The organism is Paenibacillus sp. JSM ZJ436, from assembly GCF_044383795.1.
GTDB classification, from domain to species: domain Bacteria; phylum Bacillota; class Bacilli; order Paenibacillales; family Paenibacillaceae; genus Paenibacillus_AQ; species Paenibacillus_AQ algicola.
The window spans coordinates 14,015-33,821 of the sequence record NZ_JBISEO010000011.1; the positions used below are offsets into that span (position 1 = coordinate 14,015).

Annotated in this window: 18 protein-coding genes, 1 pseudogene and 1 riboswitch; of the genes and pseudogenes, 6 read left to right on the forward strand and 13 right to left on the reverse strand. The window is 49.9% G+C overall.

What is annotated here, in order from left to right; translation table 11 throughout:
* The first annotated feature begins 93 nt into the window (after positions 1 to 93).
* The gene (locus tag ACH6EH_RS14230) at positions 94 to 345 is read left to right on the forward strand and encodes a hypothetical protein (RefSeq protein WP_397332806.1); all 252 of its coding nucleotides are present in this window, start codon (positions 94 to 96) and stop codon (positions 343 to 345) included.
* On the opposite strand, the gene ACH6EH_RS14235 is transcribed toward ACH6EH_RS14230, so the two are convergent.
* Positions 329 to 625, reverse strand: a complete 297-nt coding sequence (locus ACH6EH_RS14235) for a hypothetical protein (protein WP_208203546.1) — start codon at positions 623 to 625, stop codon at positions 329 to 331. The two genes, ACH6EH_RS14230 and ACH6EH_RS14235, sit on opposite strands and share 17 nt — an antisense overlap.
* A 198-nt stretch (positions 626 to 823) precedes the next feature.
* Between ACH6EH_RS14235 and ACH6EH_RS14240 the strand changes: the two genes are divergently transcribed.
* Together ACH6EH_RS14240 and ACH6EH_RS14245 are read left to right on the forward strand one after the other, a co-directional pair.
* On the forward strand, positions 824 to 1,870 hold the full coding sequence (locus ACH6EH_RS14240; protein WP_397332807.1) for a glycine-rich domain-containing protein: 1,047 nt from the start codon (positions 824 to 826) through the stop codon (positions 1,868 to 1,870).
* 145 nt (positions 1,871 to 2,015) lie between these two features.
* Positions 2,016 to 4,013: a S9 family peptidase gene (locus ACH6EH_RS14245; protein ID WP_397332808.1), complete on the forward strand. Its 1,998-nt coding sequence runs from the start codon at positions 2,016 to 2,018 to the stop codon at positions 4,011 to 4,013.
* 66 nt (positions 4,014 to 4,079) lie between these two features.
* Here ACH6EH_RS14245 and ACH6EH_RS14250 read toward each other — a convergent pair whose 3' ends face one another.
* Positions 4,080 to 4,541 (reverse strand): hypothetical protein, encoded by a 462-nt coding sequence (locus ACH6EH_RS14250; RefSeq protein ID WP_397332810.1) that lies wholly within the window; start codon positions 4,539 to 4,541, stop codon positions 4,080 to 4,082.
* Between the two features lie 289 nt (positions 4,542 to 4,830).
* Between ACH6EH_RS14250 and ACH6EH_RS14255 the strand changes: the two genes are divergently transcribed.
* Entirely contained in the window at positions 4,831 to 5,970 is a 1,140-nt protein-coding gene (locus tag ACH6EH_RS14255) for a zinc-dependent alcohol dehydrogenase (RefSeq protein ID WP_397332811.1), read from the forward strand.
* 163 nt (positions 5,971 to 6,133) lie between these two features.
* Here the strand turns inward: ACH6EH_RS14255 and ACH6EH_RS14260 are convergent, their stop codons facing one another.
* From ACH6EH_RS14260 to ACH6EH_RS14285, 6 genes are all read right to left on the reverse strand, one after another.
* Positions 6,134 to 7,735, reverse strand: a complete 1,602-nt coding sequence (locus tag ACH6EH_RS14260) for a hypothetical protein (protein ID WP_397332812.1) — start codon at positions 7,733 to 7,735, stop codon at positions 6,134 to 6,136.
* 23 nt (positions 7,736 to 7,758) lie between these two features.
* Positions 7,759 to 9,045 carry a hypothetical protein gene (locus ACH6EH_RS14265; RefSeq protein ID WP_397332813.1) on the reverse strand — a complete coding sequence of 429 codons (1,287 nt, stop codon included), beginning with the start codon at positions 9,043 to 9,045 and terminating at the stop codon, positions 7,759 to 7,761.
* 148 nt (positions 9,046 to 9,193) lie between these two features.
* Positions 9,194 to 9,934, reverse strand: coding sequence for a DUF4085 family protein (locus ACH6EH_RS14270; protein WP_397332814.1), 741 nt, complete (start codon positions 9,932 to 9,934; stop codon positions 9,194 to 9,196).
* A gap of 74 nt (positions 9,935 to 10,008) precedes the next feature.
* Complete coding sequence (locus tag ACH6EH_RS14275; RefSeq protein ID WP_397332894.1) at positions 10,009 to 11,106, reverse strand: metal ABC transporter substrate-binding protein; 1,098 nt, start codon at positions 11,104 to 11,106, stop codon at positions 10,009 to 10,011.
* 47 nt (positions 11,107 to 11,153) lie between these two features.
* Entirely contained in the window at positions 11,154 to 12,050 is an 897-nt protein-coding gene (locus tag ACH6EH_RS14280) for a metal ABC transporter permease (protein ID WP_397332815.1), read from the reverse strand.
* Positions 11,987 to 12,706, reverse strand: a complete 720-nt coding sequence (locus ACH6EH_RS14285; RefSeq protein WP_397332816.1) for a metal ABC transporter ATP-binding protein — start codon at positions 12,704 to 12,706, stop codon at positions 11,987 to 11,989. Before ACH6EH_RS14285 ends, ACH6EH_RS14280 begins: the two co-directional genes overlap by 64 nt.
* A gap of 156 nt (positions 12,707 to 12,862) precedes the next feature.
* Between ACH6EH_RS14285 and ACH6EH_RS14290 the strand changes: the two are divergent.
* A pseudogene (locus ACH6EH_RS14290) lies at positions 12,863 to 13,132 on the forward strand (GTP cyclohydrolase, FolE2/MptA family); the annotation flags it as partial.
* A gap of 72 nt (positions 13,133 to 13,204) precedes the next feature.
* Here the strand turns inward: ACH6EH_RS14290 and ACH6EH_RS14295 are convergent.
* Positions 13,205 to 16,339 carry an alpha-mannosidase gene (locus ACH6EH_RS14295; RefSeq protein ID WP_397332817.1) on the reverse strand — a complete coding sequence of 1,045 codons (3,135 nt, stop codon included), beginning with the start codon at positions 16,337 to 16,339 and terminating at the stop codon, positions 13,205 to 13,207.
* A 182-nt stretch (positions 16,340 to 16,521) separates the two neighbouring features.
* On the opposite strand from ACH6EH_RS14295, the gene ACH6EH_RS14300 reads away from it, so the two are divergent.
* On the forward strand, positions 16,522 to 17,574 hold the full coding sequence (locus ACH6EH_RS14300; RefSeq protein ID WP_397332818.1) for a LacI family DNA-binding transcriptional regulator: 1,053 nt from the start codon (positions 16,522 to 16,524) through the stop codon (positions 17,572 to 17,574).
* Positions 17,575 to 17,596: 22 nt separating this feature from the next.
* On the opposite strand, the gene ACH6EH_RS14305 is transcribed toward ACH6EH_RS14300, so the two are convergent.
* The 4 genes from ACH6EH_RS14305 to ACH6EH_RS14320 all read right to left on the reverse strand — a co-directional run bounded on the left by ACH6EH_RS14305 (position 17,597) and on the right by ACH6EH_RS14320 (position 19,794).
* On the reverse strand, positions 17,597 to 18,124 hold the full coding sequence (locus ACH6EH_RS14305) for a hypothetical protein (protein WP_397332819.1): 528 nt from the start codon (positions 18,122 to 18,124) through the stop codon (positions 17,597 to 17,599).
* 60 nt (positions 18,125 to 18,184) lie between these two features.
* Positions 18,185 to 18,577 carry a 2Fe-2S iron-sulfur cluster-binding protein gene (locus ACH6EH_RS14310; protein ID WP_397332820.1) on the reverse strand — a complete coding sequence of 131 codons (393 nt, stop codon included), beginning with the start codon at positions 18,575 to 18,577 and terminating at the stop codon, positions 18,185 to 18,187.
* Between the two features lie 90 nt (positions 18,578 to 18,667).
* Positions 18,668 to 19,144 carry a C40 family peptidase gene (locus ACH6EH_RS14315; protein ID WP_397332821.1) on the reverse strand — a complete coding sequence of 159 codons (477 nt, stop codon included), beginning with the start codon at positions 19,142 to 19,144 and terminating at the stop codon, positions 18,668 to 18,670.
* Positions 19,145 to 19,148: 4 nt separating this feature from the next.
* Positions 19,149 to 19,282: riboswitch (cyclic di-AMP (ydaO/yuaA leader) on the reverse strand.
* 173 nt (positions 19,283 to 19,455) lie between these two features.
* Entirely contained in the window at positions 19,456 to 19,794 is a 339-nt protein-coding gene (locus ACH6EH_RS14320) for a four-helix bundle copper-binding protein (RefSeq protein ID WP_397332822.1), read from the reverse strand.
* Positions 19,795 to 19,807 lie beyond the last annotated feature (13 nt).

Sequence of the window (19,807 nt, forward strand, 5' to 3'; positions counted from 1 at the left end):
AGCATATGTATTTGTACATGAACACTAAGTTTAAACCGAAGACCAGTATAGCCTATAAATCATAGCTTTGTCAAAGCGCATGAATGAAAAGTCATGTGGCTGGACATCACTCTATATGAAGGAGTGATTCATAACATGAAGAAAAAGGCCATAATCTGCGGTTTTCTTTTTATACTGCTGTTTGCCGGGGCTGCCTGGATGCATGAGCAGCTTTCATTACCAGCACATAGAGAATCTGAAGATCCTGATTACACTATAACCTCTTTTCCCCGCAGCGAATCGTTTCAGGACCATGACGTTCCTTTTCAGCCTCGGGAATACATTCGTATTATTCAGAAGCCGTAGGCAATTCCTTGAATTCCTTGATGAAGGGGCTTGGATCTTCTCTGACGAGATAAGAATACACACCAAAGCGGGTATGTAAATACAGCATGCCCCCAGACGCTCCCAGATTCCGATACGAAATATCAAACACGTCTTTCATGTTAAAGGTCCGATTCTGGCTTTCAATGCACTGGGGGGACATCAGCAGCTCCCGGTCCTCCTCTTGTACAATCTGCTCTGTAGCCTCTACGCGTCTGACAACCTTGTAATACGGCTGAACTGCCAGCCATGGCTCATTCACGCTTACTCCCCCCCTCTTGCAGTTGCCGCCTTCTCTTCCCGACAAGCCTGTTTATACCTCCATTATACCCACATTAGATCACAGCTTTTCAAGCACGGCACACTGCAGACTTCCACTTACCCTCCTCATTTCAGCTTTACAGTACAATTCCCATTCTGGGATAATGTTAGCAAGATCCCTTGAAAGGAGCTTGTGCTCATGAATGATTTTACCATTGTCCTCATCATTATTGTGGTATGCGTGATCATGATTGTATATGGCAAGCGTCAGAAAAAAAACAATTCCTCCTTCTCCCGCCGTTCAGCTGCCTCTCACGAGATTCTGTGGAAAAATGCGCCGGCCCCTCCACCCGTGGCCGATCGGGACAGCCCCGCTTATTGGTTAAGCGTCAAGCTCAGTCAGTCCTTGCCGCAAGATTACATAGATCGTGTCAAGCACAGGGTCATGAATGACCACCCGGCCCTTTCCGATCAGGAATACGAGTGGCGCTGGGTAGAGCTTCAGCGTTTCTTTATCCTCTGTGCTGTGCTGAAGCAGGTGCCGATGTTTAGCTCCAAGGTCGATGAAATATGGCACGAGATGCTGATGTTTACCCGGGATTATCAGGCATTCTCGCAGCAATATCTCGGTGATATGCTTCACCATGCGCCAAGTGCAGCACCATCTGCCCCTATACCGGACGAGCGGGCATGGTTCGATACCGTCTACACAGAGCTGTTCGGATTAAATGCTTACAGTCAAAGCATTTGGGGAAGCTTTTTTAAGAATCCGCTGCCTAAGAAAGAGCTGGAGTCTTACCTCCACCTCGAAGACATGTCATCTCCCCCTGGGAGGTTCAATCAGCTGCAGTATGATCATATGCCTGAAGCAAGAACAGCTATAGAAGCTGTTGTCCAGAGACTGCATCAGCGTCTTGTTCAGGCGGATCAGCAGAACTGGCAGCCTGGCAAAGAAAGGCTCAGTCTGAACCAGCCAGAGCTCCTGCTGGCATCTGCCGTATATTTCTCCTGGCATGAGCCGGAACAATACAGCAGCTTCATGATGATGGAGGAAGAAGCCCGTAAAGGAGCCCAGAGTCATTCGTCGTGCAGCACAGGCGTCGCTTGCAGCTCCAATGACAGCAGAGATCGTGACAGCGGCAATGACAATGGCTCCTCTTCTTCAGAATCAAGCGACAACGGCTCCTCCGGCTCGGATAGCGGCGGCTCTTCCTGCAGCAGCTGCGGCGGAGGCTGCAGCAGCTAATTTTATATAAAAGATTTGACCAGCTGATGATTAATGGGCTGGTTTTTCTTTGTTTATAAAGGATGTGGAGTAGTAATTCATATATTTTTCTGTAATAATGTGGCTATGTCTGTAAAACATCACGCTTGTCTGAGAGGAGAATGACATGACGACCAAGAGAATGATTACCCCCGAGGACTTATACCGCATAAAATGGGTTAGTGAACCGGCGGTTTCTCCTGTTCAGGATCTAACCGCTTATGTGTATAAGGAAGTATCAGAAAGCAGAGAAGGCTATACCTCGCACATCCGTCTGATTTCCCATGATGGAGCGGAGGAACGAGTGCTTACACAAGGAGAACAGGACTCTTCCCCTGCCTGGTCCCCAGACGGCAGCCAGCTTGCATTTCTTCGCAAGTGCGGATCAAACCGACAGGTGTTCATGCTGCCCATGAGTGGAGGCGAAGCCGAATGTGTAACATCATTGAAGCACGGGGCCAGCTCTTTTCAATGGTCGCCAGACGGGACCGCACTGCTCGTGAAGAGTCAAATTGCATCTGGCGAAGAGGACGATCCTGCAGCCGACGATCAAGTCAAGCTGCCAGAGGCACAGGTATTCAATCGGATCAAATATAAATCGGACGGAAGCGGCTTATGGAATAACCGAAGGTCACATCTGGTCCTGGTATCTTTGTCCGGAACGCGGGAGACCCGGTGTATCACCTCAGGAGATTTTGATGTCACTGATTATGCTTGGGCACCCGACGGCTCTAGTGTTGCCTATGTGACCTCTGTCTCTTCAGAGGCTTGCCGTGATGCAGATCTCTCACGTATAGATGATGTATTTACAGTCCAGCTGCAGGATTTATCTACACAAAAGATGACTGACAGCAGCCTCTCCATTCACTCCGTCTCCTTCACTCCGGATGGCAGTCAGCTCCTGCTGTTAGCCGATGATCTGAGCTGCGGCCTGGCGACACTCACCCGGATTCACCTGCTTCCCTTGCAGGGTGGATCGTGTACAGCTATGTACAGTGTGCTGGATATTCAGATCGGGCACAGCGGTGTCAGTGATATGAGAGCGGGTGCCGGCTCCAAGCCACAATTCAGCACCGATGGCAGCACTGTATATGTTCAGATCAGTCAACAGGGAAGTGTCCACGTTGCCGCATACCAGCTCGATGGCTCTGGCATGAACGTAGTAACCACCGGTGAGCGGGAAGTATATGAATTCGGTGTCGCACACGACGGGCGATTGATACTGGCCTCCGCCGATCCGCTTCATCCGGGTGATTTATATGTGCTCCAGAATTCACATTCCATAGAAATCTCATTAACGAATGTCAATAACGAGCTATGGTCAGAGCTGCAGTTCAGCTTGCCGGAGTCGTTTACGTTTAAGACACAGGATGAATGGAGCCTTCAAGGCTGGATCATGAAGCCGACCCATTTGAAAGAGGGGCAAAAAGCACCTGCTGTGCTTGAAATTCACGGCGGTCCCCAGGCGATGTATGGACATACCTTCATGCTCGAATTCCAGCTGCTTGCGGCGGCCGGATACGCCGTCATTTACAGCAACCCACGCGGCGGTCACGGCTACGGCCAGGTACATGTCAATACGGTGCGAGGCGATTATGGCGGCCGGGATTATCAGGATTTGATGGAGCTGGTAGACTACGTCATTGAAGCCTATGATTGTATTGATCCTTCCCGTCTTGGGGTTACCGGCGGAAGCTACGGCGGGTTCATGACTAACTGGATCGTCGGCCATACAGATCGATTCCAAGCGGCGGTGACGCAAAGATCGATCTCAAACTGGATATCCTTTTATGGTGTCAGTGATATCGGGTATTTCTTCACAGAGGACATGATTCAGGGCAACCCTTGGCAAGATCTGAACAAGCTCTGGGAGCATTCTCCCCTCGCGTATGTACAGCATGTCAATACCCCGTTGCTTATTTTGCATGGAGAGCAGGATCTGCGTTGTCCCATCGAACAGGGAGAACAGCTATTTATCGCCCTGAAGCGGCTCGGCAAGACGACCTCGCTGGTTCGCTTCCCGGGTGCTGACCATAACCTGTCTCAAAGCGGACATCCTGCGCTTCGGGTGCAGCGTTTATCACATATCGTGAACTGGTTTGTAACACATATCAAGCAGGAATAGCTTCCATAAAAAAAGACTTCGGCCGAATATTCAGCCGAAGTCTTTCTCTTCTTAGAGGGTTTAAAGCTACATCGCTTCGATCAGCGGGGATTGTGGTCCAGTCTTGATGACATTGACCCCGTTCATTTCCGCAAATTTCACGATTTCGCGGACACCTTCACATTTGGAATCCAGAAATTTAAACGTATAACGCATGCGCTTACTTTCCTTAAGCTTGAGGCCGAATGCTGCACTGCGGCAGCCGGAAATGCGAATCTCTTCCAGATCTTCAGCACGGATCACTTCGCCGTTAATGACAATACTCTTATGATCGCTCTGGATCATAACGCCTCTTCTTACAAAGCGGGCATACATTTCAATCATTAAAGCCCCCACAAGCACCAAATTCACGGCAATTTGAGCGTAAAAGAAAATCGGGTACGAGGATTTCGTCCATACCCCGATCTGAAACATGACAACGCTAAACAGAAAAGACATAAAGATAACTTCTTTCATTCGCGTGGCATATTTGATTTCATACTTCATCATGTAGTCAACTCCATTTCAAGTGTTTAATGATCTCCATTAGTGCAAGTGCTTACATCCTATTCTACATTATATATACCACTACTGTACATAATTTAGACACATATGAGCCACATTTTTGTCAAAAATATTTTGTATTACAGCTTGATTTTACATAAAAATAATTTTTTAGGGCTCAATAACCAAGAATCAAGGATTGTGTAAAACTATCAAAGTGGAATCTAATAGCATATTTTTTGAAGAATTGGGTATATCACAGGTAGGCTTTTGAATTGAATAGGAGGGATTTCACGTGAAAGCAGTGACGTTTCAAGGCGCACATGATGTAAAGGTTAAAGAAGTGCAGGACCCCGTTCTTCAGCAAGCCGATGATATTATTGTCCGGATTACGTCTACCGCCATTTGCGGATCTGATCTTCACATTTATAAAGGTGCTATTCCGACCGAGAAGGATTTTGTAATTGGACATGAGCCGATGGGCATTGTGGAGGAGGTAGGTCCCGAGGTTAGCAAGGTGAAAAAAGGAGACCGGATCGTGCTGCCTTTTAACGTTTCCTGCGGCTCCTGCTTCTACTGTACCCATGAAATGGAGAGCCAGTGCGACCGCGCGAATGGAAATCCGGAGTTTGATACAGGGGCATACTTTGGATATACGGACCGGTATGGAGACTACGCAGGAGGACAAGCCGAGTTACTGCGGGTGCCTTACGGAAATTTCATGCCCTTTGTCATTCCTGAATCCAGTGAGCTTGAGGACGAGGCGGTACTGTTTATGTCAGATGTACTGCCCACTGCGTACTGGAGTGTCGAGCATTCCGGTATGAAGCCAGGCGACACCGTGATTGTGCTAGGCTGCGGTCCGGTGGGATTGATGACTCAGAAATTCGCTTGGATGAAAGGCGCAAAGCGGGTTATTGCGGTCGATCATGTTCCCTATCGCTTACGTCATGCTGAAAAAATGAATAAGGTGGAAACCATTAATTTTGAGGAATACGACGATACCGGTAAATATTTACGCGAGATCACAAAAGGCGGCGCAGACATCGTCATTGATTGTGTCGGAATGGATGGTAAAAAGAGTGCGCTTGAAGCCGTAGGCCAAAAGCTGAAGCTGCAGGGCGGCACAATCAGCGCACTGGAGATGGCTATGGTCGCTGTTCGTAAATTCGGCACCATTCAGTTAACCGGGGTATATGGCTCTAAATATAACATGTTCCCGCTAGGAAATATGTTTGAGCGGAATTTAACGCTGAAAATGGGACAAGCCCCTGTCATTCATCTGATGCCGATGCTGTTCGATATGATTAATCAAGGCAAGCTGGACCCCACTGAGATCATTACCCATCGAGTCCCTCTTGATCAAGCCAGCGAAGCCTATAAGGTCTTTAATGATCATGAGGATGAATGCATTAAGGTTGTTTTAAAGCCGTAGCTTTAAATAGACCGTGATACAACTGTGAGGCGACGTGTTGAAAAAGGCGGCAATACACCAAAATAAAGACATGGCGGTACTGGGCTTAACTCCCAGACTCCACCATGTCTTTATTTCATTGCTTCATATTACACTCAAGTGAGCTGCCTCGTGAAACTATCTGTTAGAATCTAACAACACTCTCGCGCTTCATCCAAGACGTCATCTTCTCCGATTCCTTCTTGTTGTTCAGCGCCAGATCAAAGTCCTTGTCAGTGCGGCTGTACGTTTCGCTAGTCGCTTCACGCTCAGCCTGACCGTTGCGGCCTTCTACACTCTCGCGTTTCATCCAAGACGTCATCTTCTCCGATTCCTTCTCATTGTTCAGCGCCAGGTCGAAGTCCTTGTCAGTGCGGCTGTGCGTTTCGCTAGTCGCTTCACGCTCAGCCTGACCGTTGCGGCCTTCTACACTCTCGCGCTTCATCCAAGACGTCATCTTCTCCGATTCCTTCTCATTGTTCAGCGCTAGGTCGAAGTCCTTCATAGTGCGGCTGTACGTCTCGCTAGATGCTTCACGCTCAGCCTGACCGTTGCGGCCTTCTACACTCTCGCGCTTCATCCAAGACGTCATCTTCTCCGATTCTTTCTCGTTGTTCAGCGCCAAATCGAAATCCTTGTCAGTGCGGCTGTACGTTTCGCTAGTCGCTTCACGCTCGGCCTGACCGTTGCGCCCTTCTGTACTCTCACGCTTCATCCAAGACGTCATCTTCTCCGATTCCTTCTCGTTGTTCAGCGCCAGATCGAAGTCCTTGTCAGTGCGGCTGTACGTTTCGCTAGATGCTTCACGCTCAGCCTGACCGTTGCGGCCTTCTGTACTCTCGCGTTTCGTCCAAGACGTCATCTTTTCCGATTCCTTCTCGTTGTTCAGCGCCAGATCGAAGTCCTTCATAGTGCGGCTGTACGTTTCGCTAGATGCTTCACGCTCAGCCTGACCGTTGCGGCCTTCTACACTCTCGCGTTTCGTCGTCTTGCTAGCCGTTTCTTTCTCGCTAGAAGCGTTCAAGTCGAGGCCCAAATTGCGCGAGCTCTTGGTATACGTCTCGGTGCTGGATTCACGGCGAGCTTGTTCTGCGTTAGTTTCTGAGCTCGTGTTGGTGCGAGACATAGATTCCTGCTCTTTTGCAGCATTTAAGCTCAACCCGACATCTTGACTGGATTGACGCTTCGTTTCCCGATGGATCTCCCGATGACCAGTATCCTCATTGTTTTCAGTGGAATAACTGGATGAGGACTCCAGCTGCTTGCTGGCATTGATGTCCAGTCCCAGCTGACTTTGGGATTGCTGCTTTTGCATAGATTCCGAGGTATGATGATGGCTATTGCCATACTCACTCTGGCTCCAGCTAGATTGATGTGCTGAAGCGTCTGCCGCAAGGTTCACGTCCAAGCCTGCTTTGCTGGTAGTCTTTGAGTGCTGAGAATGTCCTTCCTCATGATGGCTGCGAGAGTCATCGCTCTCCGCCTGAAGTTGAAGATCTGCATTCAGATCCAGCCCCAGACCTAAACCACTCTGGTTCTTGGACGCATATCCAGAACTATCGTGACTGGTCTTTGTATGATGCTGGGAGCCCACCTGAATTCCAATCTTAGTATCAAGACCCAGCCCCAATGAAGAATTCCCCTTGCTATAGGATGAAGCATAGCCTTCTTGAGAAACACCCATGACACCAAGTACAAAAGTTGCAGACAACACCGACATTTTCGCCCATTGCGGTACCTTTTTCATTTAACATACACTCCTTCTCATTTTTAATTGAATGTTTGGGTTTCAATTGGTGAGAGAAATGTATGCTGTTGCGGCGGTTGACCCGGCGGTGGTTGAGACCACTGGTCACTGCCAAGGAGATACTGCTGTTGAAGCACAACGGAGGTTAAGTTATAAACTCCACTAATCTTATCTGTTAAGTTAGTTATGGGATAAGATGAACCGCTGTTTCCAAGAGAATTGGAAGCAGTGTTGGAGCCTGCCGAGCCGGTGGACGTATTCAAAGGCACCAGCGCAACGCTCGGACGTGTGTTTTTCTGAGTTGGATCGTTGGAAGTATTTCCACTTGTCTCCTCAGCCAAAGATATTTTTTCCTCTGAAGCCACAGGCTCATTGGATTGGTTCTCACCAGCCCGAACATTACCACGATAAGGAGTCGACCTGGTCTCACTCACCAACGCTTGCTCATTTACAGCAGCTTCAGGTTCGCCTACGTTAAGATCTGAATCACTTTGATCCGTAACGTTTACAAGTACTGGAGCCTCTGTGATCGGGTTAGGGAGTTCATTACGCTCCTCATTTTCCGTGTCAGAGATTTCCACTTCGTCCTCTTGAGCTTTGCTCGACGTCTGCGGGCTAAAAGAAGTATCTTTCTGTAGAGATGCTACAGGAACCGCAGAATCTGCAGGCGTTGGAACAGACTGAGCCGGCGGGTTGCTCTTGGACCGCGGCTCTTCTGCCTTAACTTCCACACTTGGAACACTCGCCTTCAGCTCAGGTGTCACCGCTTTAATGGCTGGAGATTGAATCTGAACCGAAGGCACGATCCCCTCATCAGGCTTCACTGCAACTGTCGCTTTGGAAGCTTCAGCTTGAATGCCGAGCGTCTCGACTTGAACCGAGGGAGCCTCCACCTTCACTTGCGGCAAAAGCCGTCCCTCAGGCTTCACGTCCGCAGAAATCTCACCCAACTGGGTTGTCACTAGAGGCGCTTCCACCGTCGTCGTTGAGGTATTGATCCTCACCGCCGGTTGACTTATTTCTGCCTCAATGACGACCTCAGGTGTCTTTACCTTTATAATGGGTGTATCCAGCTGAATAGAGGGTACCTTTAATGGAATTCCCTTCTGTTCCGCATTCTCTGCATTTGACGCGGCTGGCTCTGATGGGTCTGGAGCGGGTCTTACCGGTTTCAAGACAGGTTCAACGATTTCCTTAAGCAGCGCCGAGGCCGTGGGTGCGGTTACCGACTGAATCCAGAAGCTGGCACAGATCAGAATCAGGACTGCGGATAACCTTTGCCAGTTAGAAGAACCCTTCAGTCTCTGCATGAAAGAGTTTCACCTCCCTCCTCTAGATACCGAAGCATCTTTGATGTGTTTACAAAGGATACGTGTTGTCCTCTAAAATGGATCACTATGTCAGCGAACTCATTTAATAATAACCTGTCCCTGTCTTGCTCAACCACGTTAAAGCGATTTAAATGGATGTAAAGCTTGCGTTCTTATCTGAAATCGTGAGATATGTTAATCCGGCATGGGGTGATTGCAATAATGCGTGAAATTCATAGCTGTCATTTACCGGGTATACTTCTTCATACAGCCACCACGCCCCTTGAATATTACCATCCAGCTCCAAAATCACGTAATCCTCGAATGTCACCTTGCATATGTCAGTGAATCCACCGGTGGGATCTAAATGAATGGTGAAAGCTTGTTCATTTTGTTCCACGCCGGTAATTACGCAATCATGGAAACTGAAGTTTTGCAGCAGTTCTCGTTCTATAGCGGTGGAAAGCGAGTGCAGAAAAGCTATATACTGTTCGCTTGCTTTTTGCACCAGTTGATGATTCTCTTCACAAAATTGAGTCAGCGCAGAAATCACGCTTGCGGATGCTTTTTCAAGTGCAAATACTCTAAGGTCTGCAATCTGATTCAGAATGGCGGATGGCAGGGAACGTCTAAACATTTCTTGTTTGTAAAGCTGAATTTCACGAAAACGCACGGCTTCCTGATCGGCGTGTAATGGCTGTCTGATTTCGTCAGCTTGAGATAACAAATCAATCTGCTGATGCAGCTCCAGCCATTTTTCCAGCTCTTGACTATAAACCTCCTCATACAAGCGCTCCGAATACTTCTCTGCTCTAGGTTCTTCTTCCAATCCTAGATGATAGCTTGTCTTCTGCATCAGTTCATACCATTCTTTCGTTAAAAATTTCATACTGTACGCTCCCTTGCAAGCTAATGACATCTGCTATGTGACTGTCTACCTCACTTCCGAATATACTGTCCTCTCTATTCCACTAAAGCTTTCTTTAAAGCATCTCTGTTCATTTCCATAGCGCCGATATAATCGAGATTTTGCTTCAAATCCTCTTCTGTTAAGCCTTCCAGCGGATTCAGCACATCGGTCCTGGCTCCAATTTCATTGGCAATGGTCTGGGCCACCTTAGGCTGAACCAGCTTCTCGAAAAAGATCGTTTTTACGTCATGCTCTCTCGCAAACGTAATAATTTCCGCCATTCGATCCGGAGAAGGCTCCTGATCTGGAGAAAGACCGGCAATTGCAATCTGTGTCAAGCCATACCTTTTCGCGAGATATCCAAACGCTGCGTGCTGCGTAATAAACTCGGTTCGCTTGGCAGCTTTCAAGGCTTCCTCAAAAGATTGATCCAGCTCTTGCAGCTTGTCGATGTAAGCTTCTGCGTTGCTTGCGTAGCTTGCAGCATGAGCGGGATCGGCTTGCTCGTAGGCCTCCAGAATGGTGGCAACCTGCTTCTGGGCAAGTGATGGATCCAGCCATACATGGGGATCTAAGATGGTATCACCCTCTTCATGGGCGTGCTTATCCTCGGCTGCATGGTCGTGTCCCTCTTCATGCTCACCTGCGGACTCACCTTCGTGATCATGACCTACATCATGACCCTCGTGACCTTCTTCATGGCCTTCATGCCCTTCCTCATGACCATGCTGATGCCCGTGATTGTGACCGTCATCTTCCCCTTCCATCAGCTCGATGCCTTCACTGGCTTTGACAACAATCCGCTTTTCGCTCGATGCACTGGATAATGCATCTTCTACCCAGCCTTCTACGCCGCCGTTATATACAAAAATATCCGCTTCCTTAATTTTGGCCATATCCTGCGGGCTGGGCTCCCAGACATGGGGCTCCACTCCTGCAGGCACGAGCGCAACAACGTCTGCATGTTCACCTGCGATCTGCTTGCTGAATTCATACATCGGATAAAAGGTCGTCACCACATTTAATCTCTCAGCTTCGCCGTTTTCACCGGTGACCGTTTCCTTCTCTTCATTCCCACACCCTGTCAGCATCACAACAAGACCTAACGAGACGAATGCTGTTTTGCTCAACCATTTCTTCCATCTATTCATCATAAACTCTCCTTTGTTCTACCTAATTACAATTCAAAATTTAATTCTTACTGATCCGTTACTGCAGCACGGTCTGTATGCCGCGCCGGCTGCTCCTTCTCGTTCTCCATTCCTCTTTCTTTCCGTTGGGTTCCTTTCTTCCACGCCGATACCAGCCGCTTCATTCCCGTGCCGAGAATAAGCATCATCAGCAATACAAAAGCAATGGTGCCTCCCGGTGGCGTGCTCAGCTCGTATGATGCAGTCAAACCCAGGAAAACGCCGGATACACCTACCAGCATGGAAATGACCAGGGCAGCCGCAAAGCTAGACGCAATCCGTATCGCAAGGGATGCCGGCAGCACAATGAGGGAGGAAACGAGAAGAACTCCAACAATTGGCATGGCAGCCGCAACGATCATTCCGGTGACGATACTAAAACCGAGCGAGATCCATTGAACAGGTAATCCATTCGCCGTAGCTGCTTCTTCATCGACGATAATTTGATACAGCGGCCTTCGCATCAGGAAGAAAAAGATCCCGCCGATGACGGCGGCCGCACTCATAATAAACAGCTCCATCTGATTAATGGCAACGACAGACCCAAACAAGTAGGACGTAAATCCGGTACTTACATTTTTGCTCAGGCTCATCAAGATCACAGCGGACGAAAGACCTCCGATCATAATAATGGCGATCGAGATTTCGCTGTACGTGTTATAGGCTTTGCGGACATATTCCACAACGACGGCCCCGATCACAACGATGACGATTCCTGTTATTGTCGGGTTAAGCCCTAGGTACACTCCGCCCGCTACACCGGCAAGAGACACATGTGCCAGCATATCCGCCATCAGCGCTTGTCTCCGAAGCATCAGATAAACGCCGAGTACAGATGCTACTATTGCAATGATGCCGCCGGCACAAAATGCCCGCTGCATGAAGTCGTAGTGCAGCATTTCCATCCCCGGTCCTCCTTTCGCTCCAGCTTCACAATACGATGCACATACTGCTCCATCTCCTGCAATGCGTGGGTGACCATTACGACTGTTCTTCCCTGTCCTACGACCTGATTCTGCAAGCACCGATAAAGATCTTCCCGGCTCTCGGAATCCATTCCAGTCGTCGGCTCATCCAGCAGAAGCAAGTCGGGCTCCAAAGCGAGCGCGCGGGCAATACAAATCTTTTGCTTCTGTCCTCCGGACAGCTCCCCGATTCTCTTTTGTCGAAGCTCCCACATCCCCATCTGCTTGAGCGCGTCTTCCACCATCTCATGATCCTTGGTGTTCAATCTCCGGATCCAGGAGCCGTGCACATGCCGGCCGGAGCGCACAAATTCAACCACAGTGCTGGGGAAGGCCGAATTAAAGGCAGCCACCTGCTGGGAAACATAGCCGATTCTAAGCTTGGTCCCATCCTCTTTACGTTTCGCCAGCTGTACCTTTCCGTTCCAAGGCCTCAGCAAGCCCAGCATCAGCTTGAGTAAAGTCGATTTGGCAGCTCCATTCTGTCCGGTAACAGCTATAAATTCACCCTCATCAATATGTACACTGACTTCCTCCAGACAAGGAACATCGTCGTAGCCAAACTCCACATTATTCATCGATATGATCGTTGCCATCTCTTTGAAACCACCTTTCCCCTTACGAGCCTTACGAACTACATCCTAGCAGCTATATTTCATACGTAAACATTACGATTATTAATAGTAACAATTACGAATAATATTTTAACAACTCCACTCCTCCGCGTCAATGGCAAGATGGCTCCTAGCTTTGACTGGAAAACCGTGCTTCTGCATGCTGCGGAATCTAATGCCAGCAGTGCCCTGCACCCCATTTTAAAGCGTCCGGACGAGAAAAAAGTAACGGAGCACGCCTATGAGAATCCCTGCTTCGTAGAAGATATGGTTCGCCTTGTGGCTGCCGATTTATATGAGATTGAAGAGGTACAAGCCTTTACCGTTGAGTGTAGAAACGAGGAATCGATCCATCTTCATGATGCGATAGCGCGAATCACGTACGACAAGCGAAATGAAAGGCATTGATGATCGGCGGATGAGCTGGCTAATACAGCAAAAGACCCACGAAGCACACGCTTCATGGGTCTTTTAAGCATCTTATTGTATTTTGATCGATTTTACTTCAAAAGGCTTGAAATCCAGTGTAATGCTGCCGTCCTCCACCTTCAGCGCCTGTTGATCCAGCTCATCCTCCAGCAAATTGACAGAAGTGACTCTGATGCCTGGGTAAGGCCAGTTCAAGGTCACGGTTTCCCGGCCTCCTGAGGATTCGTACAGCCGCACGATGGTGCCTTCGCCCTTCTCGGCCGGCTTTACGGTATCGAGGATCACATGGCGGCTGTTCAGCTTCAGCCAGGATAGCTCAGCAGGCCGTGCAGGTGTCGAAGCCGCGGCTTCTTTTAGGGCTTCAACGATGTGAACCGGCGTGTTCAGCTCAGCAGCCTCTCGGACCGTATGGGCCTGACTCCAGCTTCCCTCATGCGGGTACAGCGCGTATGTGAACTCGTGCTCTCCGCGGTCAGCCGCGACATCCGGCCAAGATGGCGCCCGCAGCAAGGACAGGCGCATCACCCCATCCTTGATGTCATAGCCGTATTTGCAGTCGTTCAGCAGGCTGACTCCAAATCCGTTCTCCGACACATCTGCCCAGCGGTAGCCGCACACCTCGAATTGCGCCTGCTCCCAGCTGGTGTTGCGATGGGTCGGCCGCTCCAGTGCGCCGAACGGAATCTCATAGCTTGCTTTGGATGCCACCAGATCTACGGGAAAAGCGACCTTCAGCAGCTTATGATCCTCTTTCCAATCCACATGCGTCTTAAAATCCACCCGTCTGCGATCTTCATAGAAGGTCATTTCTTGGGTGATGACTGATTGTCCCAATTTCCAGGCGAAGCTGAGCACTTGCTTGACCCGTCCTCTCAGCAATACCTTTTTCTGAATCAGCTCCACTTGATCTGCCCGCTTCGTCTCATAACGGGGATCGATGTCCCACGCGTCCCAGTAGGTTGGACGGTCATGGAATAGCTGCAGCTCATTTGCAACGCAGCCTGCAGAGATAAGCTCCCGGTTACTGAGCTTATCATACCAGCTGGTAATTTCACCTTGTTCATTAAAGATCAGCTTGTAAAACGGGGTATCTATCCCCTCTCCCAAATCCTCATGGATTGCAGCAGCTTCGATTCCTGCCGGATCAGAGCCCGATACAGCGGCCGGCTGGACCCAGATTGTCTTATATCCAAATCCCGGAATTTCTTTGACCTGGATCGTTAAGGTTACGCCCGCTCCCGTACCCTGGCTCACATCAAACATAAGGGGACCCTGCACATCATAAACGGCAGCATGGCGCAGCTCTTCGCCGCCTTGAATTTCGATCGTCTCGTTACGGCTCCAGCCCAGGCTGTTATAGATGACATATGCACCTCCATCCCGTGAAGAGACATCTACCTGAGCGGTAATAGCCGCAAGCGAGTTTTTCAAAGACCCTTCTCCAATTTCAAAAATACGCCCGTACTCCGCCGTTGACGTTTCATACGCCTCCGGTATAGCTGTTCCCGGAATAATATCATGGAATTGATTCAGCAGAATCAGCTTCCATCCTTCCTCCAGGTTCTGGGCGGGAAGGGCTGAAGCCACATCCAGTGAAGCCATGGTTCCCCAGAGCTCGGCATCCCGATACAGCCGCTCAGCATAACGGTTATAGCGCTTGTTCTTGGCATGAGTAGTATATGTGCCCCGGTGCAGCTCCAAATACAGATCGCCATGCCACTTCGGCAGCTGAGGCTGCTTCTGTTCGATACTCTGGAAGAAATCTGCCGCCGTCGCAAAGCGCACCTTCGGCTGCCCCGGCATCAGATCACCGCGCCGCACATACTCTACCATCTCATGAGTCACACCGCCGCCGCCATCTCCATGTCCATACAGAAGCATCAGCTCATCCTGCTGATCCTTGTGACCAAAGGACTGCCAGTGCTCGTGAATGTCCTTGGGCAGTGTATGCTCATTCACGCCATGATTCTGATAGGAAAGCAGCTCTGTTCCATCTATACCGACCCAATAAAACAAGTCATACGGAAATTTGTTCGTATCATTCCAGCCCAGCTTCGTCGTCATGAAGTAGCGTACTCCCGCCTGCTTCAGCAGCTGTGGAAGTGAAGCACAGTACCCGAAAGTATCCGGCAGCCACTCAATATCGGAACGCTTCCCGAACTCCTGTTCATAAAATAGCTGACCGTGCAGCATTTGACGCACCAATGACTCGCCGTTCGGAATATTGAGATCCGGCTCAACCCACATTCCGCCGACGAGCTCCCATCGGCCTTCCGCGATGAGCGGCTTAATTTTGCTATACAGCTCCGGGTAATGCTCTTTGACAAAGGCGTATAGAATAGGCTGGCTCTGACTGTATTTAAAGTCCGGATATTTCTCCATCAGCGTGGTAACCGTGGAAAAGGTCCGGCTGACCTTGCGTACCGTTTCCCGGACCGGCCATAGCCAGGCAATATCAATATGGGATTGTCCTACCATATGCATGACGCCATTCAAGCCCTCATCCGGCTTCTCTTGACGTACCTTGTCCATGAGCTTGGACTCAATCGCCGAGATGCGCTGCCCGTCAGCCAGCACTGCATCTGCAGCGCCATACAATTCATCCATCACCTGCGTCAACTGCTTGTGAATGCGAAGACGCCGCAAATCCTCCTCTGGGAGATAGCGGCAGGCTTCATACGCAACTTTTACGGAATGCAGGAGGTTCTGAACCGGTTCATTAACCCAGACCAGCCGGCTCGTAATGCCTGAAATGACAGGCTGAATCACCGCCTGCTGATTTAAAGGATCTACGGGCTCCGGTATGGGATCATACAGCTCGATGTCCAGCTGTGGCGCAGTCCCTACCCTCACCGCAGGCAGCGGTACAAACCAATGGTTACGATCCAGGCCATGATACGGCTCTCCATTCACCTTCAACAGACCTTCGCCACCCGCCTCAAATACAAGAGCAGCCTCTGCACCTTGCCAGTGAGATGGAATTTCCACCTGCTTGCTTAGAAAATACGTAATCCCATGCTGGCTGTTCAACGGATTCACGGAGGTCAGCTCCGGCTGCTCCGTCAACCTTTCATACACCCCGGGCATGATGTATTTAGCCTTTTGCATATTCCATTCAGTAATCTCAATGCTTTCTCTCCACTGCTTATCTGACAAAAATTGAATAAACCGCTGGATGTAAATCATAGGCTGCCGTCCTTTCGTGACTTGAAGAAGTGAGCATAAAGCATATAATGCCTTCTTTATATATTGTTATTTTTGTTATCATCAACTATCATAACGTTATTAGCCTTTAGTGTACTTCGGAGCGTATTATACGTCAATGCGATTTCATGAAGTATTGGAATTAACGGAGAGGAGAATTGAATATGTCACGAAAAGTATCGATTCAAACCTTGGCCGACCAGCTTGGCCTGTCCAAATATGCCGTTTCCAGAGCATTGAGCGGAAAGTCAGGCGTCAGTGAAGCGACACGCAGCCGGGTGCTGGAGCTAGCCAGAGCATCAGGCTATCGCACTTCAATAGCTATGGCTAAGCCTGACAACCAGGAATCGCCGGATGACAACCGGGAGGCTTCCTTCGTGCTGATCTGCATGAAGCAGCAGAACCGCGGCGAGCCGAATTACTGGGAGCGGGTGCTTTCAGGCATGCTTGCAGCCTGTGAGGAGCGAGGATGGCTGCATGCAATCGTATCTCCGCCGCAGGAGCTGTCGCCTGCAGACGTTCCGGCAGAGCAGCTCATTGCCCCTCATGTCCATTGGGATCAATGCATCGGCATTATTGTTATGGGAGCTTTTCCGTATCCGCTGCTGCAGCGAATGGCAGCTATCCAGCTCCCCTTAGTCCTAGTGGATCATCAGGAGCCGCTGCTGCAGTGTGATACGGTTCGCCACGATGATGTGAATGCCGGAGCCACAGCTTCTACGTTTCTCCAGTCACAGCATTGTCGGCGTATTGGCTTCATTACCGATGATGGACGCTCGGCGAGCTTTTTGCAGCGAAGGATCGGTGTGCAATTAGGTGTGGGTGGTGACTTTTTGCAGCAAGGCACGACTCTGCTGGAATGGCAGGTGCCCTATGAAAGAGGTCATTGGGGAGATGAAGTGCTGAAGTCTCTGGAGCAGATCCCGGAGGACGAGCGTCCTGACGGATGGATTGGCGCGAACGATGATATCGCGCTGGAGTGGATGGAGACTTTGCAAAAACACGGCTACTCCATTCCGGAGGACTGCCGGGTCATCGGCATAGATAATGTTTGGGGGGCTTCACTCTCCGCTCCGCCACTTACAACGATTCAGCTGAGCAAGGAAGAGCTGGGCGCCCGGGCCATTGAAGCGCTGGAACGGCGCCTGCATCGCCCGGGGGCACCGGTGGAAACGATCATGCTTTCTACCCGGCTAATTCCGCGGAAATCGGCCTAAAGGTCACTGCCGGCAGTAGATATCATAAAGTGATCCTGCTCCATCGGCTGTCATATTGCTGCAGCCGAGGATGAAGTGAAACCGGCTCGTCCAGAAGCAGCAAGCGAATCTTGACAATCCACTCCTGAAACACATGATAAGAGGCGAAGGCATTGGCTGTTGCTCCGGACACCAGCAGAAAATACGGAGCTGGATTCTTCTCGGTCAGATGGCGGAGGGCGGCTTCGATCGGGACGTATTTTTTCCGTTTGCCTTCCCAGGCGTCCAGCTCGATATCCTCCCTGCCCTGCTCCTGAATCCAGTCCTGTAATGCGTGTTCTCTTTTATAAAAGGAGGTCCCCTCTCGTTTGTACATTCGTTTCATCGTCTGTTCATGGAGCGGATACAGGACAAGCCGCTGAAAAGCCTGCTCCGTCTTCACCTGTACCGCTTGAGACAGCCCTTGCTCTCTGCCGATTTCTTCAAAAGGATCATAATAGATCAGTGTGCCTTTGGTTGTCTCCACAGGGGGGACATATCCATAGGGCACCTTTTGCAGGTTTCGAGTCATACACATTCCCTCCTAACCGTTATACAAGATAGCATGCGGCATCTGGCGCTCTCCTTATTCCTAGAAATAAGGCGCGTGCCGAATCGTCATATCTCCGGGCTGCTTCACCTTGGCTTGGCAGCCTAACCGGTAGCCTTCCTCCAGCTCCTCCGGATCGAGCCGAGCCTCCTCAGCCTCGTTCGGAGCGGAGAGCAGCTCCTCTCCTTCCAATATGATGCAGCGGCATCGCGCACAGGTTCCACGTTTGCAAAAGGAGTTCCATTCAACCTGATGCGTCTCCGCGATCTGAAGAACGGTCTCCCCGATGATTGGCTCTACCGACCTCTGCACACCGGATTTAATGAGAAGCAGGGTGCGCTCTTCGTCCCGCTCCGTTGTGATCACGAGCTCCGGCTCAGGATTAGAAGCGGGCCGCCGGCGTTGATGCAGATATGACTTCAGTCGCTTGAGCATGGAATCACCCCCTCCTTCATATCTCCATGATACACAAAAAGCCTGCGAAATTCATCGCAGGCCCCTGATTCCAATCATAATACCTCTTGCTTAGCTGATTTCGCCCACCATCTGGATGTAATCCTTCTGGTCGATCACCCGGCGTGCAGTCACGTACTTGCTGTCATAGTAAGACTCGCTCAGCTTGCTGATTCTTACACCTTTACTGGTGGAAGCATGCGCAAATTGACCGTTACCAATATAGACACCGGCATGAGATACGCCTCTGCCCGTCGTGTTAAAGAATACCAGATCACCAAGCCTTAAATCATCACGCTCTACCTTCACACCAACGGTAGCCTGGGCTGCGGAGGTACGTGGCAGGTCTACATTATACTTGCTAAATATGTACAAAATGAACCCGGAGCAGTCAAATCCACTTACGGTCGTGCCGCCCCACTTATAAGGGGTTCCGACAAGCTTAGTCACTTCAGCTTGGAGCTTCGGCCCCTGATCTGCGAATGCCGTAACCGCACCCGATGAAAAGATTAAAGCAGAACCTAGTACAGACAATAGCAGCTTCTTCAAAAGATAGTGCTCCCTTCGGTGCCTACGGAGTTAGCTAAGGGTTCGGTTAAGGGTCCCCTATATTCCCTCTCAAACAAGAATAATTCACCCGGCAGTGGTTCCCCCGTTTTCTATATCGAAATTCGGCATATTGATGAAATTTTTGTAACTCTCTCCCTTAATGTAGTACATTAAAGGACAAGCTGTCAATCATTTTTGTAACCAATTTGTCATGGGTTTCAGTCAGGGCTTGGAGCATGACAAAAACGGCCCAAACACATTCTTTAGGAAGTGTTTAGGGCCGTTTATAGGACTTCATAATAGCGTATTAGTTAGGCCGCCATCTCCCGGCAGGCCTTGGCGCACGAGAAGCAGGCCTCCGCACATTGACGGCAGTGCTCATGCTCGTGCTTGCTGCACTCGTTTCCGCAAGCCTCGCACATTTCAGCACAAGCCTCACAAATTTGCTTCATATAGCTGCTATTCATCGACATTGCTTGAGCTGCAAAAGCGCAGAGCTCTGCACATTCCCGATCCAGCTGGATACATTCCTTCATCATTTGCAGGTCTTCTTCCTCCAGGCAGGCATTGTAGCAGCGATTGCATGCCTGCATGCAGCGCAGGCACTCGTCAATACATTGCTGAAGCTTTTCAGGTGATATGGTTGACATAAGATGTGCTCCT

Bases quoted from the DNA above. Each gene is read 5' to 3' on its own strand.
- ACH6EH_RS14305 (WP_397332819.1), bottom strand. From the start codon at position 18,124: ATGACTCGAAACCTGCAAAAGGTGCCCTATGGATATGTCCCCCCTGTG.
- ACH6EH_RS14240 (WP_397332807.1), top strand. From the start codon at position 824: ATGAATGATTTTACCATTGTCCTCATCATTATTGTGGTATGCGTGATC.
- ACH6EH_RS14265 (WP_397332813.1), bottom strand. From the start codon at position 9,045: ATGCAGAGACTGAAGGGTTCTTCTAACTGGCAAAGGTTATCCGCAGTC.
- ACH6EH_RS14310 (WP_397332820.1), bottom strand. From the start codon at position 18,577: ATGCTCAAGCGACTGAAGTCATATCTGCATCAACGCCGGCGGCCCGCT.
- ACH6EH_RS14295 (WP_397332817.1), bottom strand. From the start codon at position 16,339: ATGATTTACATCCAGCGGTTTATTCAATTTTTGTCAGATAAGCAGTGG.
- ACH6EH_RS14275 (WP_397332894.1), bottom strand. From the start codon at position 11,106: ATGAATAGATGGAAGAAATGGTTGAGCAAAACAGCATTCGTCTCGTTA.
- ACH6EH_RS14320 (WP_397332822.1), bottom strand. From the start codon at position 19,794: ATGTCAACCATATCACCTGAAAAGCTTCAGCAATGTATTGACGAGTGC.
- ACH6EH_RS14270 (WP_397332814.1), bottom strand. From the start codon at position 9,934: ATGAAATTTTTAACGAAAGAATGGTATGAACTGATGCAGAAGACAAGC.
- ACH6EH_RS14300 (WP_397332818.1), top strand. From the start codon at position 16,522: ATGTCACGAAAAGTATCGATTCAAACCTTGGCCGACCAGCTTGGCCTG.
- ACH6EH_RS14245 (WP_397332808.1), top strand. From the start codon at position 2,016: ATGACGACCAAGAGAATGATTACCCCCGAGGACTTATACCGCATAAAA.
- ACH6EH_RS14230 (WP_397332806.1), top strand. From the start codon at position 94: ATGTGGCTGGACATCACTCTATATGAAGGAGTGATTCATAACATGAAG.
- ACH6EH_RS14280 (WP_397332815.1), bottom strand. From the start codon at position 12,050: ATGGAAATGCTGCACTACGACTTCATGCAGCGGGCATTTTGTGCCGGC.
- ACH6EH_RS14285 (WP_397332816.1), bottom strand. From the start codon at position 12,706: ATGGCAACGATCATATCGATGAATAATGTGGAGTTTGGCTACGACGAT.
- ACH6EH_RS14260 (WP_397332812.1), bottom strand. From the start codon at position 7,735: ATGAAAAAGGTACCGCAATGGGCGAAAATGTCGGTGTTGTCTGCAACT.
- ACH6EH_RS14250 (WP_397332810.1), bottom strand. From the start codon at position 4,541: ATGATGAAGTATGAAATCAAATATGCCACGCGAATGAAAGAAGTTATC.